Below are 18,757 nucleotides of genomic sequence, written 5' to 3' on the forward strand. Positions count from 1 at the left end.
GCTATCAGCTATAATTATAAATAACCATGAGATAGTTTACCGGAAGTGAGGCTGGAACGCAAATGGAAATTGATATAGATGATGCAATAAGGCGTTCCGATCTGATCTTTATCGATGTCAGGGCTCCAGGGGAGTATGCTTTCGCTTCAATACCGGGCGCAGTGAATATCCCCCTCTTCGATGATCGTGAGCACCGCCAACTGGGCATTATTTTTAGACAGCTTGGTGAATCAGAAGCCCGGAGGGTTGCTCTTGATTTTGTTTTACCAAAATTGCCGTTTCTTATAACACAAATAGAGAAATCCTGTGGAGGTAAATTACCACTTCTATATTGCCGCAGGGGCGGTTTACGCAGCCTGAGCCTCTACCAGGTCCTAACTCTGGGCGGCATACCGGCTATGAGATTAAAAAAAGGCTACAAAGCGTACCGACAGTATGTAAATGAACGTTTGGCCGGATTTACAATGAGCAGCAGGCTCTTTGTACTGCACGGCTTAACCGGGGTAGGGAAAACTGCTGTCCTGAAAATTTTGGGAGATAAAGGTATGCCGGTAATAGATCTGGAGGAACTGGCCCGCCATCGCGGTTCGGTTTTCGGTAATTTAGGGCTTGATGCACCTCGCTCCCAGAAAGATTTTGACGCACTTTTACTTAAAGAGCTGGATCAGTTAAGTCATGAACCTTCAATTTTTATCGAGGGCGAAGGCCATCGGATTGGCAATGTATACCTTCCACGATTCTTAACCGAAGCGATGGATCAGGGCAAGCAGATTCTGCTCACGGCGCCGCTCGAAATCAGGGTTCAACGTATTTTGGACATATACAGCCCCCTGCTGATGCCTGGAAACAGGATTATCCAGATAAGAGATGCCCTACGCTCGCTGGAAAACCGCATGGGCAGCAACAAAGTAGAACTGCTGCTCAAAATGCTGGATAACAGGGAATACGGAAATTTAGCCCGAATGCTCTGTACCGATTACTATGATCACTTTTACCATGATTCCAGGCCGGAATATTCAAGATTTGACCTGCTGATTGATGCCACAGATCTGAACCAGACTGCAGGCAATATAATCGATTATAATAATTCTTTCTACAGAAAGGAGACTGCTTATGATGAATCCTTACGATGCCGCTCACAATCTGGCTAAAGCCCTGCGGGAATCTCAGGATTTCAAGGATTTAAAGGATACACAAACAGCCTTGAAAGCAGATGAGTCAGCCCGCAAAATGCTTCTTGACTTCCGGAATGAACAGCTTGAACTACAGAAACAGAAACTATCAGGAGTTGAGGTTGCTCCTGAACAGGAAGAGAAGCTGGAAAAGTTATTTGAAGTCGTTAACATGAATACCACAATCAGGCATTTTCTGCAGGCAGAATACAGGGTTGCTGTACTTCTGCAGGATATTCACAAAACCATTGGTGAAGCAACCAGCGAAATTATTGATCCGGAACTGATGGCTCTGCCTGATGAATTCGAAGAGGATGAAGAATGAGTAAGAAAGAAAGAGAAAGCTACAAGGCATTGTTCCTGGATCTTGATGGCACCCTGCTGGATCTCGATATAGAAAAATTTATCCCGGCTTATCTTGAAGCGCTTTCAGAGAGGTTTGATGGCATGATCAGTAAAGAATCATTCATCGGACATCTTTTTGCTTCTACCGCCAAAATGGTTCAGAACAGTGATCCCGGGAAAATCAATAAGGCGGTATTTTATGAAGATTTCTGCCAAAGGATAGGTTACACATACGATAGTATCAAACCGATCATCGATGATTTTTACGAAAAGGATTTCCCCAAATTAAAATGTTGGGGGAAAGAGCATCCCCATGCTGAAAAATTACTGAATACCGCCCGGGATAAAAACCTGACACTTGTTCTGGCCACAAATCCGATTTTTCCGGCAACAGCTGTTCTACAACGCCTATCATGGGGTGGTATTTCTGATGAATATTTCAGCCTGATCACAACAATGGAGAATATGCATTTCTGCAAACCGAACCCTGAGTATTACCGGGAGATTATTGAGCAGCTGCATCTTGAACCCGAAGATTGCCTGATGGCCGGTAATGATACCCTGGAAGATACGAGCGCTTCATTGATCGGGATTGACACTTACCTGGTCGAAGATTTTATGCTGCACAGGGGTGAAAACTCCCTGCCTGCCAAATATAGCGGAAATCTGAGGGATCTGGCAAATTTCATTGATAATCTTGAATAAGCCTGACCTGATTATTACCTGACCCGGACGGCCTTGATATAAGGGCCGTCTTCTTTTTCAAGCAGCGCATTTACTATTTTGCCCCGCCAGTGGACTGCCTTCAGATCAGTATTAACCTTTACCCGTAAATAGTGTGGGGTAAACCCCTCACCGTAGGAATAAGGTTCAACTTTCTCAACAAGTACCGGTACTCTTTGACCGATGAACTGTCTTCGATATTCTGATGCCATCTTTTCACCGAGTTCAATCATTTCCCTGCTGCGCCTCTCTTTTATTTCATTCGGCAAAGGTGAAGGTAACTCTGCAGCCCTGGTTCCCGGTCGTGAAGAAAATTTAAAGACATGCAAACGGCTAAAACCTATAGCTTTAATCAGAGCCATACTACGCCGGTGATGTTGCTCAGATTCCCCGGGAAACCCGACAATAACATCGCTACTGAGTGACAGCCCGGGGATTTCCTGTTTAAGCCATTGGGCAAGATATAGGTACTCAACAGGTTCATAAGGGCGGTTCATCAAACGTAATATCTCTCCGTCTCCACTCTGAAGAGGGATATGAAGATGGGGACAAACAATTTTTGATCCGGCAATCCGTTCAACCAACTCCGCCGTAACATCAGAAGGTTCCAGGGAGCTTAAACGCAGCCTTAATAAACCGGTTAGCGATTCCATCTCACCGATTAGTTCTGTCAGGGTTGTATCAAAGAGATCAACCCCGTATAATCCCAGATGAATACCGGTTAGAACTATTTCCTTGCAACCTGAATCTATCAGGGTTTTTGCCCTTTCCAGGGCATCTGCAGGAGGGAGGCTGCGCAGCGGCCCTCTAACCGAGGGTATAATGCAGTAACTGCAAAACTGGTTACAGCCTTCCTGGATCTTGAGAAATCCTCTCGTTCTACCCCGGCGTTTTGAAGGAGGAAGGATTTCGAATTTATTTTCCGACCGGTGAGCCCTGACCAGTTCCAACTGCGAGCCGGGCAAAGCAGATTCAATAATCTGTGGCAAGTTCTCACGGTTGTTATTACCAATGATCAAGTCAACCCTGTCCAGCTTTTTCAACTCTTCGGGATTTCCCTGGGCGTAACAGCCGGTTGCAACAACAATTGCGTCAGGATTATTTCGCCTGGCTCTGCGGATTGCTTTCCTTGACTTGTGATCACTGGATCCGGTTACAGTACAGGTATTGATTATATAAACATCTGCATAGTCTTCAAAATCAATAATCCTGTAACCGGCACGTTCAAATAGAACCTGCATCGATTCAGTTTCACAGAAATTTACTTTACATCCCAGTGTATAAAAGGCGGCCTTCTTTTTCAATTACGGTCCACTTCCCCTGAATAATCGCCCCAGAAAGCTTCAATAAGCGCGACAGTGACGACTGAGGCAGTTTCGGTTCGCATGATTCTCGGACCCAGATGGACGGTTACGGCTCCGGACTGTTGAAGTACTTCAATTTCCCTGCTGCTGAAGCCTCCTTCCGGTCCGATAAAAAGCGAAACAGCCTTATCGTCAGGGCAAGGCTGTTTAAGTATTTGAGGCAAAGACTGACACTTTTCCAGCTCCCAGGGGACAATTGTTGTCGTCCCCCTGATGGTATTTACCGCATCATCAAAACCCATCAGATCTTCTACCAAAGGGATGAAAGCCCTGCGTGACTGAGCCGCAGCCGACCGGGCAATAGATTGCCACCTTTGAAGCCTCTTCAATCCCTTTTTTTCATCCGGCAGCGGGATGCTTCTTTCTGACTTTACAGGTATAATTCTGCTCACACCGAGTTCAACCGTCTGCCTGATAACCTGATCCATTTTTTCTCCCTTGGCCAAAGACTGCAGAAGCGTCAATTGGAGAGATGATTCGTTGGATGCAGTCAACTCTTTCAGCAGAACAGTTACCTTTTCAGCCGAAGCAAAAACAACCTCTGCCCTGAAGGCTTTTCCCCGTCCATCAGAAATGATAACTGGATCATTTTTTTTTAAACGCAGAACCCGAAATGCATGGTTAATATCTCCGGAATCAAGCTCAATGTCCATACCAAGCCCAAGATTGCGGTTATCAATATAGAAATAATGCATTTAAATCTCCAATCAGTCCGGAATTATGCCCCGCTGAATGCATCCTTGACACGATCAATTATTCCCTTGTGATCCAGCCCCGCTTCTTCTCCGCTTACACGGGCCAATTCAGCCAGCAGCTCCTTCTGCCTGGGATTGAGCCGTTTTGGCACATTTATCTTAACTGTTACCCGCAGGTCTCCCCTGCCGGATCCCCGCAGATATGGCATCCCATGTCCTTTAAGTCGGAAAGTTGTTCCATGCTGGGTCCCTTCCGGTACGCGCAAGTTTGCATTACCTTCAAGAGTCTCCACTTCCATTTCAACTCCGAGTGCAGCCTGGCTGATACTGATCGGTACTTCCTTCATCAGATCAGGTCCCTGTCGTCTGAATATCTTATGCGGTTTGACTCTTACAACAACGTATAGATCACCGGGAGGGCCTCCACGCAATCCTGCTTCACCTTCTCCGGCAATCCGCAGTTTTGCGCCGTCCTCAATACCTGCCGGAATCTTTACATCAATTTTCTTCTCTTTTACAACCCTGCCCTGTCCGCTACAAGACGGGCAGGGATCTTTAATAACTTTACCTTCTCCGCGGCAGGCAACACAGGGATGCATACTGACAAAACGTCCAAAGGGAGTACTGCGGGTTTGCTGCTGCTGGCCGCTGCCTCCACAGGCGGAACAGGTTTCAGGCCTGGTGCCTGCTTTAGCTCTGGTACCATTACATTCGGAGCACGTTTCAGTCCGCGGAATAGTAATCACTTTTGACTTGCCTTTAAAAACCTCCTCAAGAGTGATTTCCAGATCATAACGTAAATGATTGCCCTGTTCCGGTCCGGGAGGACGGCGTCTGCCACCCATACCTCCGAAAAATTGTTCGAATATGTCATCAATCCCACCGAAACCGAAACCGCCGAAACCCTGGCCGCCAAATCCACCGAACCCTCCGGTTCCACCGTTAAAGTCAGATTGATGGCCAAATTGATCATACTGCTGGCGTTTTTGCGGATCGCTTAAAACGTCATAGGCTTCCTTAATCTCTTTGAATCTTTTTTCTGCTTCCTTATCATCTTTATTGAAGTCAGGGTGATGCTGTTTCGCAAGCCGCCGATAGGCTTTCTTGATTTCTTCAGCCGTAGCGCTGCGCTGCAAACCCAAAACTTCGTAGTAGTCTCTTTTACTCATATCTGGAAATCATCCTCATTTTTTATGGTCAGCATCCGGTAATATAACCGTTTATTCTTTATTTTCTTCTTCCTCTTCCTGAACATCGTAATCAGCATCTACAACATTTTCACTTTCTGATTGAGCTGGTTCGCCTGCCTCATTCTCAGGTTGCTGTTGTGCTTTAGCCTGCTCATATAGCTTGGAAGAAAGTTCATGCATGAACCCGTTCATTTTCTCAGTTGCGGCCTTTATTCTTTCCAGATCTTCACCTTTGGCTGCATCACGCAGTTCTTCGACCGCTTTATTGATTTCTTCACTCTTTGCGGCATCAACCTTGTCACCCAGATCCTTAAGTGACTTCTCTGCACTGTAGGCCAGGCTGTCAGCCTGGTTACGCGCTTCCGCCAGTTCCTTCCTCTTACGGTCATCTTCTGCATGTTTCTCAGCATCGTTGACCATCTCATCGATATGATCTTTCTCCAGGCCGCTTGATGCAGTTATTGTTATATTCTGTTCCCTGTTTGTAGCCAGATCCTTGGCCGAAACATTGACTATGCCGTTGGCATCTATATTAAAACTGACTTCAATCTGGGGAATACCCCGCGGTGCCGGAGGAATTCCGTCCAGCATGAAACGACCCATTGTCTTATTGTCTGCAGCCATGGCTCTTTCTCCCTGCAAAACATGGATATCAACACTGGTTTGATTGTCAGCTGCAGTTGAAAATATCTGCTTCTTCTCGGTTGGAATTGTGGTATTACGTTCGATGATCTTGGTAAAGACACCACCCAGCGTTTCAATACCCAGGGAGAGAGGAGTTACATCCAGAAGTAAAACGTCTTTTGCTTCGCCACCGAGAACGGCTGCCTGGTATGCAGCTCCGAGAGCGACAACTTCGTCGGGGTTTACGCCTTTGTGGGGTTCCTGACCGAGCAGCTTTCGGATAGCTTCCTGCACGGCAGGAATCCTGGTTGAACCTCCGACCAGGATAATGCGATCAATCTCTTTAGCTGTCAGCCCGGCATCAGAAAGGGCTTGTTTGGTCGGCCCCATTGTTTTTTCAACCAGATCTGCAGTCAGTTCATCAAACTTTGCCCTGGTCAGTGTAACATTCATGTGTTTCGGACCATCCTGGGTTGCTGTAATAAACGGCAGGTTTATGTCTGTTGTCGTTACGGAAGATAGTTCCACTTTTGCTTTTTCAGCGGCTTCAATCAGTCTCTGAAGAGCCATCCGGTCATTACGCAGGTCTATTCCCTGATCTTTCTTAAATTCTTCTGCTACATAATCAACAACCCTCTGGTCAAAATCATCTCCTCCAAGACGGTTGTTTCCACTTGTCGCCTTCACCTCTACAACATCATCACCCAGTTCAAGAACCGATACATCGAAGGTTCCTCCACCGAGGTCAAAAACAAGAATTTTATGATCTCCCTTCTTGTCCAGACCATAAGCAAGGGCTGCAGCTGTGGGTTCATTAATGATTCTCAAAACCTCCATGCCGGCTATAGTCCCGGCATCCTTAGTGGCCTGACGCTGGCTGTCTGTAAAATAAGCCGGCACCGTGATAACTGCCTGGGTTATTTTCTCGCCCAGAAAGCTTTCAGCATCTGCTTTCAATTTTTGCAGAACCATTGCTGATATTTCCTGTGGGGTATACTCTTTGTCATCAATATGAACCTTGTGACTTGTCCCCATTTCCCGCTTTATAGACATGATAGTCCTTTCAGGGTTGGTTATCGCCTGGCGTTTGGCTACCTGACCGACCAATCGTTGACCATCTTTGGTAAAAGCAACAACTGAAGGTGTCAACCTGCTTCCTTCCGCATTGGCTATAATCTCTGGTTCACTTCCCATTAATACTGCAATTACCGAGTTGGTTGTTCCAAGGTCAATTCCTACAACTTTTCCCATTTGTTAGCCTCCTAACTTTTTTCTGTAAGTAATTAATATTTAACCACCGATTATTCGCGGCAAACTTTAACCATCGCCGGCCGCAAAATTCTTTTCCGGTGTTTATATCCTTTCTGTAGTTCTTCAATAACTGTCCCCGGTTCACTGTCTTCGGCTTCAACCTGGATAACTGCATGGTGACAGTGTGGGTCAAAAGGCATACCCTGCGCTTCAATTGCGCTGACACCCTCTTGTTCCAAAATTTGAATAAGCTGTTTACGAATCATCTCCAACCCCTCGACATAGGATGAAGGGATATTTTCATCTGCCCGGGCAGAGTCAAGCCCTCTCTCCAGGTTGTCGAGTACAGGTAAAAGCCGGCATAGAAACTCATATAACGCGTATTCCCTTGCTTCCGCCTGCTCCATTTTGCTTATTCGTCTCAGGTTATCGATATCAGCCTGTTTTCTTTTCAACCGGTCAAGCAGTTCTTCATTTTCCTGCTGCAGGGCATTTAGTTCTTCTTTAGAATCGACATCTTCAGGCATCTCTTCCTGTGTATCAACCATTTCGTCATTTACCTTCTCCGCCTCGTCTTTTCTTTTTTTACCACTCATCAATCATATCACCTGCTTTTTCTGTTTTCAGCATTTACAATATTCAGGAGCTTAGACTCTGGTTAAGATGATCAACCAATCGGCGCATTACACTGATTACACGGCTGTAATCCATTCTTGTCGGACCCAACACACCGACCGCCCCGATTGTTTTATCATGTATTTTGTATGTCCCTGTAATCAGGGTGCATTCCCTGATATCTTCAAAATCATTTTCTTCCCCTATTCTGACAACAATATCATTGTCGCTGGAATTATCTTCCAGTATCCTGAACAGGAGCGGTTCCTGTTCAAAAAGATTGAGCATCCTTCGAATCTTATTGACATCTTTAAACTCCGGCTGGTTTAGTATGTTGGTCGTGCCTCCGAGAAAAACCCTGATCTGCTTCTCTTCTTTTAAACTTTCCTCAAGCAAAATAAATGCCTGCTCCAATATTTCCAGACGCCTGAAGAGGTCACGTTTTAACTCGTTGATCAACGAAGTAGTTACCTGATCTATGGTCAGGCCGTAAAGCTTCTGGTTGAGATAATTTACAACCTGCTGCAGTTCAGATGGGCTTAACTGCTGTTGAAAATCGATAACCTTATTTTTAATAAACCCCGTATCAGTTATGAGCACAACGAGTCCGCGTTTTTCATCCAACGGTAATATGCGCAGCTGACGAAAAGCGCTTTTTCTAAACTGCGGCCCCATAATTAGCGATGTTTGATTTGTAATAGAAGATAAAACCCGGGCTGAATTGACGATAATCTGTTCAATCTCACGCATCTTTTCCGTGCTAAGTGAACTCATCAAGACAAGCTCATCGTCATCACTTAACTCTCCGGAATCCATGAGGTTATCAACATAAAAACGGTATCCAAGTTGTGAAGGTATTCTGCCGGCCGAGGTATGAGGTTGGATCAGGTAACCCATTTCTTCCAGGTCGGCCATTTCGTTGCGGATTGTGGCTGAACTAAGACCCATACGGTAAAGTCTGGCAACAGTTCGTGAACCAACCGGTTCTGCCGTTTTTATATAGTTGGCAACTACTGCTCGCAGTATTTGCTGTTTTCTTTCATTAAGTGGCGCTGACATTTCATGCCCCCCGTTTCAAATCATTAGCACTCTGACCTTTAGAGTGCTAATGCTACTAAAAAAATATCATCCTTTGGAGGGGTTTGTCAAGCGGCTAATCTAAATTCATCTGATCTATTTAACTACCTAAACTGCTTCATGGCTTTTTCGGTAATTGTTAATCGCGTCATGCAGGGCATCCGCTGCAAGATTTGAACAATGCAGTTTAAGGGGTGGTAAACCGCCTAACCGATCAGAAACATCTTTATTTGAAATCTCCATTGCCTCATCCAGGGTCTTCCCTTTGACCATCTCGGTCATCATGCTACTGCTGGCAATTGCTGCACCACACCCGAAGGTCAGGAACTTAATATCCTCGATCCGGTTATCCTTTACCTTCAGAAATATTTTCATCGTATCCCCACATTTAAAACTTCCTGTCTCACCGATAGCATCCGCATCAGTTAATTCTCCAACATTACGGGGGTTGGTAAAATGATCCACTACTTTTTCATTATACATTTCACTTGCTCCTTTCTACTGGCGTGAATGATAAGTGGGTGATATATTACGCAATCTCTCAACAATCAATGGTATTTTTTCCAGCGTATAATCCAGATCGGCATCACTATTGCCCAAACCTAAGGTAAATCGAACAGATCCATGAGCTGTTGGATGATCAAGACCGATCGCTTTTAAAACATGTGAAGGTTCCAGGGAACCGGAAGAACAGGCAGAACCACTCGAAGCGGCTATACCTTCCAGATCAAGGCTTAACAAAACAGATTCTCCTTCGATATGCCTGAAACTGACGTTGATATTTCCCGGCAAGCGTTCTTCCGGGTGGCCGTTCAAGATAACATCATCAATTTTTAATAGTCCGGCTATCAATCTATCTCTCAGTTTTTCTGTAGCCGCTCTCTTCGTGGGGATTTCGGCAACTGAAAGTTCAACTGCTTTACCCAGTCCCACTATACCGGGCACATTTTCAGTTCCCGGCCTTAATTTTCGTTCCTGGCCGCCTCCCCGGTAAAGCGGGGTTATTTTTGTACCCCGGCGGATATAGAGCGCTCCCACACCCTTGGGCCCGTTAAATTTATGCGCCGATAAAGAAAGGGCGTCAATATTAAGATCGTTTACATCCAATGGAAGCTGACCGACAACCTGAACCGCATCGGTGTGAAACAGGATTCCTTTGGATTTTGCGATTAGCCCGATCTCACTAACCGGTTGCAGTGTGCCGATCTCATTATTCGCAGCCATGATTGATATAAGAAAAGTGTCGGAGGTGATCGCTTTTTCTACATCTGCGGGGCTAACCCGACCATAACGATCAACAGGCAGGTAGGTTACCCGGTGTCCTCTCTTTTCAAGATCCTGACATACATCAAAGACTGCATGATGTTCAATGCCGGTCGTGATGATATGCCCTGCAGAGGCTCTTTTCTCAGCAGATCCATAAAGAACCAGATTATTTGACTCCGTGCCCCCTGAAGTAAAATAAATTTCTTCGGGTTTCGCACCCAGGGCAGCAGCGGTTTTTTGACGAGCTTCTTCAACCGCCCGGCGCACTTCTCTTCCGGGAGCATGAAGGCTTGACGGATTTCCATAATATTCATTGAAATACGGGAGCATGGCTTTTAGCACCTCTTCACGAACCGGTGTTGTTGCTCCATGGTCCATATAAATCAGTTTTTTTGTCATCTTATTCGTCCTTCCCTTCTATCCGGTTTGCTGATGATTTATCGTCGATCAACTCATTTAAGGTCACTTCATCAAGTACATCATTTATTTTATCGCGTAATTTTTCCCATACCTGCCTGGTCAGGCATCCGGTTTTACGATGACAGCAGGGATCGGAATTATCATCGGCAAGACAGTTGACCGGGGTTATGGGACCTTCAACCGCGCGGACAATATCGCCGACCCTGATTTCCGAAGGCGGTCTGGAAAGCATGTAACCGCCATGGACACCCCGGACGCTTGACACTAATCGTGCTTTTCTCAAGTCAGGGAAAATTTGTTCGAGAAATTTGAGGGAAATCCGCTCCTGGCCAGCTATCTCTCGCAATGGAACTGGATCTGAAAGGTAGTGGAAAGCTAATACCGCCATGGCCCGGACACCATATTCTACTCTGGCTGATAGTTTCATGGTGATTGATATAGCTCCTTATAAATTCCGACTAAAAAACTCGGGATTATCCAAAAAAAAGAATAACACCGGAGAACTCCGGTGTCAACAGGTAATTAAAATAAAAGCCGGCAATAACTGCCGGCTGATAAAATCAAACGTATTTAAGTTTATAACTATGGTCAAGCCGGAAAGATTATATCTTAACCACGTTTGCCGCCTGCGGCCCGCGGTTTCCTTCGACTATTTCGAATTCAACAGCCTGGCCTTCCTCTAATGTTTTGAACCCTTCTTCCTGAATCTCCGAATAGTGAACGAAAACATCTTTACCTTCTTCGACTTCGATGAAGCCGTACCCCTTTTCGGGGTTAAACCATTTGACCTTACCCTGCATTAAAAAACAACCTCCTAAAATGACCCTGAAAATCAGGGCGTAATTTCGATATCACATTACCATAACCTAGTATAAAAAGCAAGGTATTTAATGAATTTTCAATGTGCGTTAAAATAGTTTATAATCTTCAATAAACGGGCATTACTGGGAGTGAATTCTTTGTTGGCAGGTATTGGGGTGGATCTGATCTCTATTGACCGTATTGAGAAAGTATACAGCCGGTATGGTGAAAAATTTCTAAAGAGGATCTTTACCACAAGAGAGATAGAAATCTTCATGCACCGCGGAGCAAGGATCTCCACTCTCGCGGCCTGTTTCGCAGCAAAGGAAGCGGTTCTCAAAGCCCTTGGCTGTGGTATAGGACCGGCAGAACTGAATGAAGTTGAAATTATAACATCCTCCGGTCATCAGCCTGAAGTTAATTTGCTGGGGAAAGCCCATGTAATAGCTCAAGAGAAAGGTATTAACCAGGTTGCTCTTTCACTTACCCATGAACCGCCTTTCGCCTGTGCTTTTGCTGTCGCTGTCAGCGCTTATCCCCGCGGGTTAAATTAAGCAGCCCTCCAACCCTGATTATCTCGATCTGTCTTTCTGATAAATTGTGACCGATTTCTATTTCAGAACCGCTTTCTGCCCTGATGATTACCGTGTTGCCCCCCGATAGCTGAGCATAAACATCATCGATAACCAGCAGGTCGCCGATATTAAATCTTTCATGATCACCGGGATTCTTGAAGACCAGGGGGATAATACCGTAATTGACCAGATTGGAGTGATGGATCCTGGCAAAAGACTTGGCCACTACCGCTTTTACTCCCAGGAACATGGGGGCCAGGGCAGCATGTTCCCGACTTGAGCCCTGCCCGTAATTATCCCCGGCAATGATAATACTGCTTTTAAATTCTTTTGCCCGATCAGTAAAGCTGCTGTCCAGAGCGTCAAATACATATTCACTGAGCGCCTGTATGTTTGATCTCAGCGGCAGTACTTTCGAACCTCCCGGGGTAATATCGTCGGTTGTGATGTTGTCTCCCACAATCAAAGCTACCCTGACCTTCAAATTTTCCGGTAAAGGTTTGTTTAACGGTAGCGGTTTTATATTTGGACCACGAAGCACTTCAACCGGTGGGTCATTCTCTTTTCTTGGAGGGATTAACATCCGATCATCGATGACCGGGGGTGATTCATCAGGCAGATCAGGATAGGAACCGATCTCGCGGGGATCAGTTAAAAAACCTTTAAGTGCTGCAACAGCGGCAACAGCAGGTCCGGCAAGATATACTTGTGCATCTGCCGTTCCGCTCCGTCCACGAAAATTACGATTAAATGTTCGAACAGAAACTCCCCCTGATGAAGGAGCCTGGCCCATGCCGATACAGGGACCGCATGCTGATTCCAGAATTCTTGCCCCTGAAGATACCAGTTTTTCCATTACCCCTTCCCGGGCTAAAGTTAAGTAAGTCTGCCTAGAGCCGGGCGAGACAACTAAGCTAACCCCTGGATGTATAACATTATCACCCATGATTGCTGCCAAAAGTCGGAGGTCGCTGTACGAACCGTTGGTACAACTCCCGACAGCAACTTGATCAACTGCTATCGGCTCAACCTCACTAATTTTTTTCACCGCGTCGGGGCTGTGCGGAATGGCAACAAGCGGTTCAAGACTGCTTAAATCGATCGTTATTTCTTCATCGTAATGTGCTCCCGATTCAGGAGCAAGCGGTTTCCAAACTTCTTCCCTGCCCTGCTTTCTTAAGAAATCCAGGGTGACCTCATCACTGGGAAATATGGAGGATGTTGCCCCCAGTTCAGCTCCCATATTGGTGATTGTAGATCTGTCACGAACCGACAAATGGTCAATACCGGGACCACCATATTCGATTACTTTGCCCACGCCACCTTTAACAGAAAGCCGTCGAAGCAGCTCCAGGATAATATCTTTCGCCCCGACCCAGGAGGGCAGTTCTCCAACCAGGTTTACTTTGATTACTTTTGGTAAAGATAGATAAAATGGTCCACCGGCCATAGCCACGGCAACATCAAGCCCCCCGGCTCCGATTCCCAGCATACCCAGTCCCCCCGCCGTGGGAGTATGACTGTCCGAGCCGAGCAGGGTTTTACCGGGGACACCAAATCTTTCCAGGTGAACCTGGTGGCAAATGCCGTTTCCAGGCCTGGAAAACCAGATCCCGTAATTGGCGGCAACCGATTGAAGATAGCGATGGTCGTCTGCATTTTCAAACCCGCTCTGCAGAGTATTATGATCTATATAGCTTACCGACAACTCGGTACGGACCTTATCAAGTCCCATCGATTCAAGCTGAAGATATGCTATTGTTCCGGTTGCATCCTGAGTTAAAGTTTGATCAACGCGGATACCGATTTCACCTTCACCGCTGAAATCTCCGGAAACGAGATGCTCTTTGATGATTTTGAAAACCAGGTTGTCGGCCATTTTGAAAACCTCCAGATGTTGAATGATTAATCTTGGTTAAGAAAATAATCCATTAAGCGGAAACCTTCCCTGATATGTACTCCCGTATTGGCCGCGCTCTCTTCATCAAAACTATTCTCAGGATTTGAATCCTTCTTATTACTGCGGAATATTACAAAGGGAACGGGTTCCCTGGTGTGGGTTCCCAGGGCAAGTGGGGTGGCATGATCGGTAACTAACAATATACTAAAGTCATTTCCTTTAAATTCAAGCGCTTCCCTGAGCACTTTCAAAACCTCATTATCAATCAGTTCAATAGCTTTAATCTTATTTTCAGCTTCAAAACGATGGGAGCATTCATCGGGGGCTTCAATATGCAGGTAAACAAAGTCGGTACCGTTATCGAAGGCTTTTAAAGCAGCCTCAACTTTTCCCCTGTAGTTTGTGTCAATATAGCCGGTTGCCCCTTCAACAGCAACCGGTTTCAATCCTGCAAAAAGGCCGATCCCTTTAACAAGGTCCACAGCAGATATTACTTTTCCATACAGCCCATATTTATCAAAGAATGAAGGCAGTAAAGGTTTCTTTCCGTTACCCCAGATCCAGATCGAATTGGCCGGGTTGAAGCCTCTTTCAACACGGCTCTTATTGATCGGATGTCCGGCCAGCAGTTCGTAGCTTTGCTGCATCATCTTCACAACTGCCGGCCCTTCGGGACCTGAAGGCAGGTAAGAGCCGATCTTCTTTCCGCTAATATCATGGGGTGGAGTTACATCCCACTGATCAGGCCCACCATGCCAAACCATTATATGCCTGTATCGAAACCCTGTATGAAAATCAATTTCGCCAGTGCCGAGTTCTTTACTGACCAGACTGATCAGCTGATCAGCTTCCTCCGTTGATATTTCTCCGGAGCAGTAATCAGTCATTACTTTTTCACTGTATGGTTCATCATCTGATAGTGTTACAAGGTTACAGCGAAATGATACATCTTCCGGACTCAGGTTTATTCCCAGGCTTGATGCTTCAAAAGGCGAACGACCGGTATAATACTTTAACGGGTCATAACCCATTACGGATAGATTGGCAGTATCGCTTCCCGGAGGAAGACCTTCCGGGATAGTCTGGCAGAGACCGAGGGTGCCCTCCCTGGCCAGAAGGTCAAAATTTGGGGTCCGTGCAAACTGTAAAGCGCTCAGACCATTAAATTTTTCATGCGGGTAATCAGCCATACCGTCACCGACCAAAACAAGAAATTTCAAGTCCTGCTCACACTCCTTGAAAAATATTGATGGATTTATGTAGATAATCGTGGATAGTTTCACTGAAAATACCTTTTATCGGGATTTTTGTCAAGTATGAAAGTCGCCTATAAAGGATTTCACCTCCTTTTCGACGAATTGAAGCAACCTGTATTTAACAAGATCGAGGTGGGATAATGAATTACAAAAGTACCAGGGGAAGCACCAGTAATATCGGTTCTGCAGAAGCAATAATCAGGGGACTTGCCCCTGACGGAGGCCTTTTCGTGCCTGCCGAAAATTTGTTTCCTTTTGATCTGGAAAAAATCTATACCAGAGATTATCAAACTCTGGCCAAGACAATATTTAATAGATTTCTTACGGATTTCAATTCAACGGACCTGGAAAATGCTATCAGCGGGGCATACGAAAGAAATAATTTTACCCACTATGACATTACACCCATTAAAAAAGTAAGCGATAATCTATTTTACCTTGAACTCTGGCACGGCCCTACCTGTGCATTCAAAGATATAGCCCTGCAGGTGCTGCCCTATCTGTTACACTCAGCCTTAAAAGTAACCGGAACAGAAAAAGAAATTGTAATTCTGACAGCTACTTCGGGAGATACTGGCAAATCGGCGCTTGAAGGATTTCGTGATAAGCCCGGAGTGAAAATATTAGTTTATTATCCCCAAAATGGTGTCAGCGAAATACAGAAACTGCAGATGACTACCCAGGAAGGCAGTAACCTGAGCGTGGCAGCCGTCCGGGGTAATTTCGACGACACCCAGAAAGGCGTAAAGGAAATTTTTAACAATGCTGAACTGGCAGATTTCCTGTACAATCAGGGATACAGCTTATCATCTGCCAATTCAATTAACTGGGGGAGGCTGCTGCCCCAGATAGTTTATTATTTCTATGCCTATTTTAAATTAATTGCAGAAAAAGAAATAGTGCCGGGATCAAAAATTAACTTCATCGTTCCCACCGGTAACTTCGGTAATATTCTTGCCGGATATTACGCCAGGCAGCTTGGCTTACCGGTAAACCGCTTAATATGTGCTTCAAACAGAAATAATGTATTGTCAGAGTTTATCAATACAGGAAGCTATATGAGCAACCGGCCCTTGTACCAGACAAATTCCCCCTCAATGGATATTCTGGTTTCAAGCAACCTGGAGAGACTGCTTTTTGAGCTTGCTGAACATGAAAGCGATCGGATCAATCGCTGGATGAACGATTTAAAGATCAAAGGTGAATATAAAATTGATTCAAAAATGTTGAGCAGACTGCAGGAACTTTTCTGGTCCGATTTTGCCGATGATGCAGAATCACTGGCAGAAATTGCCATTACCTATCGCGATCATAACTACCTTATAGACACTCATACCGCAGTTGCCACTTCAGTATACAGAAAGTACCATATCAAGGAAGCAGATTCTGCTCCCGCGGTGATTCTTTCAACGGCCAGCCCGTTTAAGTTTACCGGCAGCGTTGTTGAAGCACTCTTTGGAAAAGAAAAATATCATAAATACTCCGAACTGGAACTGGTCTCAATTCTGGCCAGTGAAACCGGAACAAGTATACCGGCGAGCCTGAGCAATCTCGGAGATCGGGTAGAAATATATAAGCAGGTGATCACCCCAAACGAGATGAATGACCACCTGCTCGAATTCCTTAAGTTACAAGTTTAAGGTTATGCTCCCGGCAGCTCCTGAACAGTTTCAGCCGGATCGGAAGCCCCAAAGCGGGTTACCAATGCTGCACCAATAGCCAGGATATAAACGGTCAGGGTTACGAGCCAGCCTAAAATCGGAATCATCCCGATCAATCCGATTATCAAAACCCCGAGGGCAATCGCTCCGAGCGAATTGGCATTATCCACTGCTTCATTTCTAATTATACGGCTCCCGATGAGGCCGGTCAGTCCCGTATAACCCAGTATGGCAGCGGCAGCAAGAAAGAGGATTTCCACAATAATCAACGGTATCCCGATAATTGTAATGGCCAGAAGTATCATAAGCGGTATGGCCAGAACAGCGGCGAGGATTCCCCAGCCGATTACCGGTCCCGGTTTCACTGTTATCGCGTTACCGGCAGCCCTGACATGTTTCGGGAAAAGAGTTGAGGTTAAAGCTGCAAGCGCAAACATGATCAGCATGTTGATCACACCCCGGGCTATACTGCTGCCCGAGAAACCCATGAAGGGAAAGGGGAAAAAGACCCAGTCCCGGTTCCTGAACATGTGCGGCATGAAATTAGAATCGCGAAAAGCGCGGTTTACAGATTCTTCAACGCGACGCCCGATACTTTCTACAAAATTTTGATCTATCCCATCAAAGCGGTAACCGGTATCTACTGAACCGTTTCCGTCAGATTCTTCAAATTCCTGAAGGGTTACTTCTTCAATAATTTCCACCGGACCGGTAACCGAAGTTTTAGAAAGCTTAACAAGTCCGCGGCCTACTGAGATCTTCCCCGATACCACTGCGTTGGGTCCCAGCTCAACGACTCCCTGTTCGAGGATTACGTCGCCCTCTACAATCCCGGTTATAATAACATTACCGGCCTTACTGTTTACATCACCGGCTACTGCTCCGGCAATCTTCAACTCACCAAATCCCGAGCCGATGCTGCCACCAACAGTCCCATCAATATTGGTTGCACCCAGGTCGGCAAATACATTCCCGCCAACCGAACCTTTGATCAAGACTTCTCCCATCCGGGTTTTCACGTCTCCGGCAACATTCCCGTTGATAACTACCTGGCCCATATTGGTATCAACATTTCCATTAATGTCGCCGTTTATCGTTACCTGCCCCATATTGCTGTTAACATTACCGTTTACAATGCCGTCAACAGTTAATTCCCCCAGATTCAGGGTGATATTTCCGTTCACAGTGGTATTGCGGGGTATTTCCAGACTGCCTGCTGCTTTGTTTATATCTTCGTTAATTACTGATTCTCCCTGAGCAATAGCTGCAGCGGGAATTAACAAGCTTAAACCAAATACGAATAACGTCACAACCAACATTCTTTTTTTAAATACTTTATTGAAAATCATTTCAATCCCTCCACTAATTTTAACCTGTTTAATATTAATATTTCGAGTCCTACCAGGGCTGCCGTGATCAGGACAAGCCATAATGGTCCGAGGCTTTGCCCAAGGTAGAAAAGGCCGAGGAAAGCGTCTATAAATACTGTAAACTGGCGGGTAATACCGACTGATAACCACCACTCGAGGTACCCCGGATTCAGGAAATAAGCGCTGATAATGGCCAGGCCGAATATAACTGCGGCCACAATCGCGGCTGGAAAGGGTTTGGGATTAATTCTTGCCGATAAGATTTCAAAGAAGTTATCGGGCAGTTTATCTGCACAGTTTAACCTGTCTGCCTCAACTGATAGCTGAAGCATCTCAAGCCGGGTCTGCCGGCAGGATGGGCAAATTTCAATATGATTCAGAACAAGTTCGTCTGTGCATTCCCCATCAACAATAGATTGGATAACCAGTATGTCCGGACAATTTTTCATCTT

General features: G+C 45.7%; 19 protein-coding genes. 5 read left to right on the top strand and 14 right to left on the bottom strand.

Going from position 1 to position 18,757, the window contains the following annotated elements; translation table 11 throughout:
* The first annotated feature begins 62 nt into the window (after window positions 1–62).
* From mnmH to SCJ97_02475, 3 genes are read left to right on the top strand one after another with little or no spacing between them, the layout of a single operon-like run.
* Entirely contained in the window at window positions 63–1,151 is a 1,089-nt protein-coding gene (gene mnmH / locus SCJ97_02465; GenBank protein MDW7738908.1) for a tRNA 2-selenouridine(34) synthase MnmH, read from the top strand.
* Window positions 1,117–1,497 carry a YlbF family regulator gene (locus SCJ97_02470; protein ID MDW7738909.1) on the top strand — a complete coding sequence of 127 codons (381 nt, stop codon included), beginning with the start codon at window positions 1,117–1,119 and terminating at the stop codon, window positions 1,495–1,497. Before mnmH ends, SCJ97_02470 begins: the two co-directional genes overlap by 35 nt.
* Entirely contained in the window at window positions 1,494–2,222 is a 729-nt protein-coding gene (locus SCJ97_02475) for an HAD family hydrolase (GenBank protein ID MDW7738910.1), read from the top strand. The genes SCJ97_02470 and SCJ97_02475 overlap by 4 nt, the downstream gene beginning before the upstream one ends.
* Window positions 2,223–2,236: 14 nt before the next feature.
* Here SCJ97_02475 and mtaB read toward each other — a convergent pair whose 3' ends face one another.
* From mtaB to SCJ97_02525, 10 genes are all read right to left on the bottom strand, one after another.
* Window positions 2,237–3,544, bottom strand: coding sequence for a tRNA (N(6)-L-threonylcarbamoyladenosine(37)-C(2))-methylthiotransferase MtaB (gene mtaB, locus SCJ97_02480; GenBank protein ID MDW7738911.1), 1,308 nt, complete (start codon window positions 3,542–3,544; stop codon window positions 2,237–2,239).
* On the bottom strand, window positions 3,541–4,299 hold the full coding sequence (locus tag SCJ97_02485; protein MDW7738912.1) for a 16S rRNA (uracil(1498)-N(3))-methyltransferase: 759 nt from the start codon (window positions 4,297–4,299) through the stop codon (window positions 3,541–3,543). The genes mtaB and SCJ97_02485 overlap by 4 nt, the downstream gene beginning before the upstream one ends.
* Window positions 4,300–4,322: 23 nt before the next feature.
* Window positions 4,323–5,468 carry a molecular chaperone DnaJ gene (gene dnaJ, locus SCJ97_02490; GenBank protein ID MDW7738913.1) on the bottom strand — a complete coding sequence of 382 codons (1,146 nt, stop codon included), beginning with the start codon at window positions 5,466–5,468 and terminating at the stop codon, window positions 4,323–4,325.
* A gap of 51 nt (window positions 5,469–5,519) precedes the next feature.
* Window positions 5,520–7,364: a molecular chaperone DnaK gene (dnaK, locus tag SCJ97_02495; GenBank protein ID MDW7738914.1), complete on the bottom strand. Its 1,845-nt coding sequence runs from the start codon at window positions 7,362–7,364 to the stop codon at window positions 5,520–5,522.
* A 50-nt stretch (window positions 7,365–7,414) separates the two neighbouring features.
* Window positions 7,415–7,960 (bottom strand): nucleotide exchange factor GrpE, encoded by a 546-nt coding sequence (gene grpE / locus SCJ97_02500; protein ID MDW7738915.1) that lies wholly within the window; start codon window positions 7,958–7,960, stop codon window positions 7,415–7,417.
* 43 nt (window positions 7,961–8,003) lie between these two features.
* Window positions 8,004–9,038, bottom strand: a complete 1,035-nt coding sequence (hrcA, locus tag SCJ97_02505) for a heat-inducible transcriptional repressor HrcA (protein MDW7738916.1) — start codon at window positions 9,036–9,038, stop codon at window positions 8,004–8,006.
* Window positions 9,039–9,164: 126 nt separating this feature from the next.
* Window positions 9,165–9,539: a Fe-S cluster assembly scaffold protein NifU gene (gene nifU, locus SCJ97_02510; protein ID MDW7738917.1), complete on the bottom strand. Its 375-nt coding sequence runs from the start codon at window positions 9,537–9,539 to the stop codon at window positions 9,165–9,167.
* 15 nt (window positions 9,540–9,554) lie between these two features.
* Complete coding sequence (gene nifS / locus SCJ97_02515) at window positions 9,555–10,721, bottom strand: cysteine desulfurase NifS (protein ID MDW7738918.1); 1,167 nt, start codon at window positions 10,719–10,721, stop codon at window positions 9,555–9,557.
* A gap of 1 nt (window position 10,722) precedes the next feature.
* Window positions 10,723–11,169 (bottom strand): Rrf2 family transcriptional regulator, encoded by a 447-nt coding sequence (locus tag SCJ97_02520; protein MDW7738919.1) that lies wholly within the window; start codon window positions 11,167–11,169, stop codon window positions 10,723–10,725.
* A gap of 175 nt (window positions 11,170–11,344) precedes the next feature.
* A complete protein-coding gene (locus tag SCJ97_02525) occupies window positions 11,345–11,542 on the bottom strand; it encodes a cold-shock protein (GenBank protein ID MDW7738920.1) in 198 nt (65 codons plus the stop codon).
* A 162-nt stretch (window positions 11,543–11,704) separates the two neighbouring features.
* Between SCJ97_02525 and acpS the strand changes: the two genes are divergently transcribed.
* The gene (acpS, locus tag SCJ97_02530; GenBank protein MDW7738921.1) at window positions 11,705–12,097 is read left to right on the top strand and encodes a holo-ACP synthase; all 393 of its coding nucleotides are present in this window, start codon (window positions 11,705–11,707) and stop codon (window positions 12,095–12,097) included.
* Here acpS and SCJ97_02535 read toward each other — a convergent pair.
* On the bottom strand, window positions 12,069–13,997 hold the full coding sequence (locus SCJ97_02535; GenBank protein MDW7738922.1) for an aconitate hydratase: 1,929 nt from the start codon (window positions 13,995–13,997) through the stop codon (window positions 12,069–12,071). The genes acpS and SCJ97_02535 overlap by 29 nt on opposite strands.
* Window positions 13,998–14,023: 26 nt before the next feature.
* Entirely contained in the window at window positions 14,024–15,238 is a 1,215-nt protein-coding gene (locus tag SCJ97_02540) for a cofactor-independent phosphoglycerate mutase (protein ID MDW7738923.1), read from the bottom strand.
* Between the two features lie 176 nt (window positions 15,239–15,414).
* Here SCJ97_02540 and thrC point away from each other — a divergent pair, with 176 nt between their 5' ends.
* The gene (thrC, locus tag SCJ97_02545; protein ID MDW7738924.1) at window positions 15,415–16,914 is read left to right on the top strand and encodes a threonine synthase; all 1,500 of its coding nucleotides are present in this window, start codon (window positions 15,415–15,417) and stop codon (window positions 16,912–16,914) included.
* A 2-nt stretch (window positions 16,915–16,916) separates the two neighbouring features.
* On the opposite strand, the gene SCJ97_02550 is transcribed toward thrC, so the two are convergent.
* Together SCJ97_02550 and SCJ97_02555 are read right to left on the bottom strand one after the other, a co-directional pair.
* Window positions 16,917–18,284, bottom strand: coding sequence for a polymer-forming cytoskeletal protein (locus tag SCJ97_02550; GenBank protein MDW7738925.1), 1,368 nt, complete (start codon window positions 18,282–18,284; stop codon window positions 16,917–16,919).
* The gene (locus tag SCJ97_02555; GenBank protein MDW7738926.1) at window positions 18,281–18,754 is read right to left on the bottom strand and encodes a hypothetical protein; all 474 of its coding nucleotides are present in this window, start codon (window positions 18,752–18,754) and stop codon (window positions 18,281–18,283) included. Before SCJ97_02555 ends, SCJ97_02550 begins: the two co-directional genes overlap by 4 nt.
* Window positions 18,755–18,757 lie beyond the last annotated feature (3 nt).

The sequence above is a fragment of the Bacillota bacterium genome, from assembly GCA_033549065.1.
Lineage (GTDB): Bacteria > Bacillota > Dethiobacteria > DTU022 > DTU022 > JAWSUE01.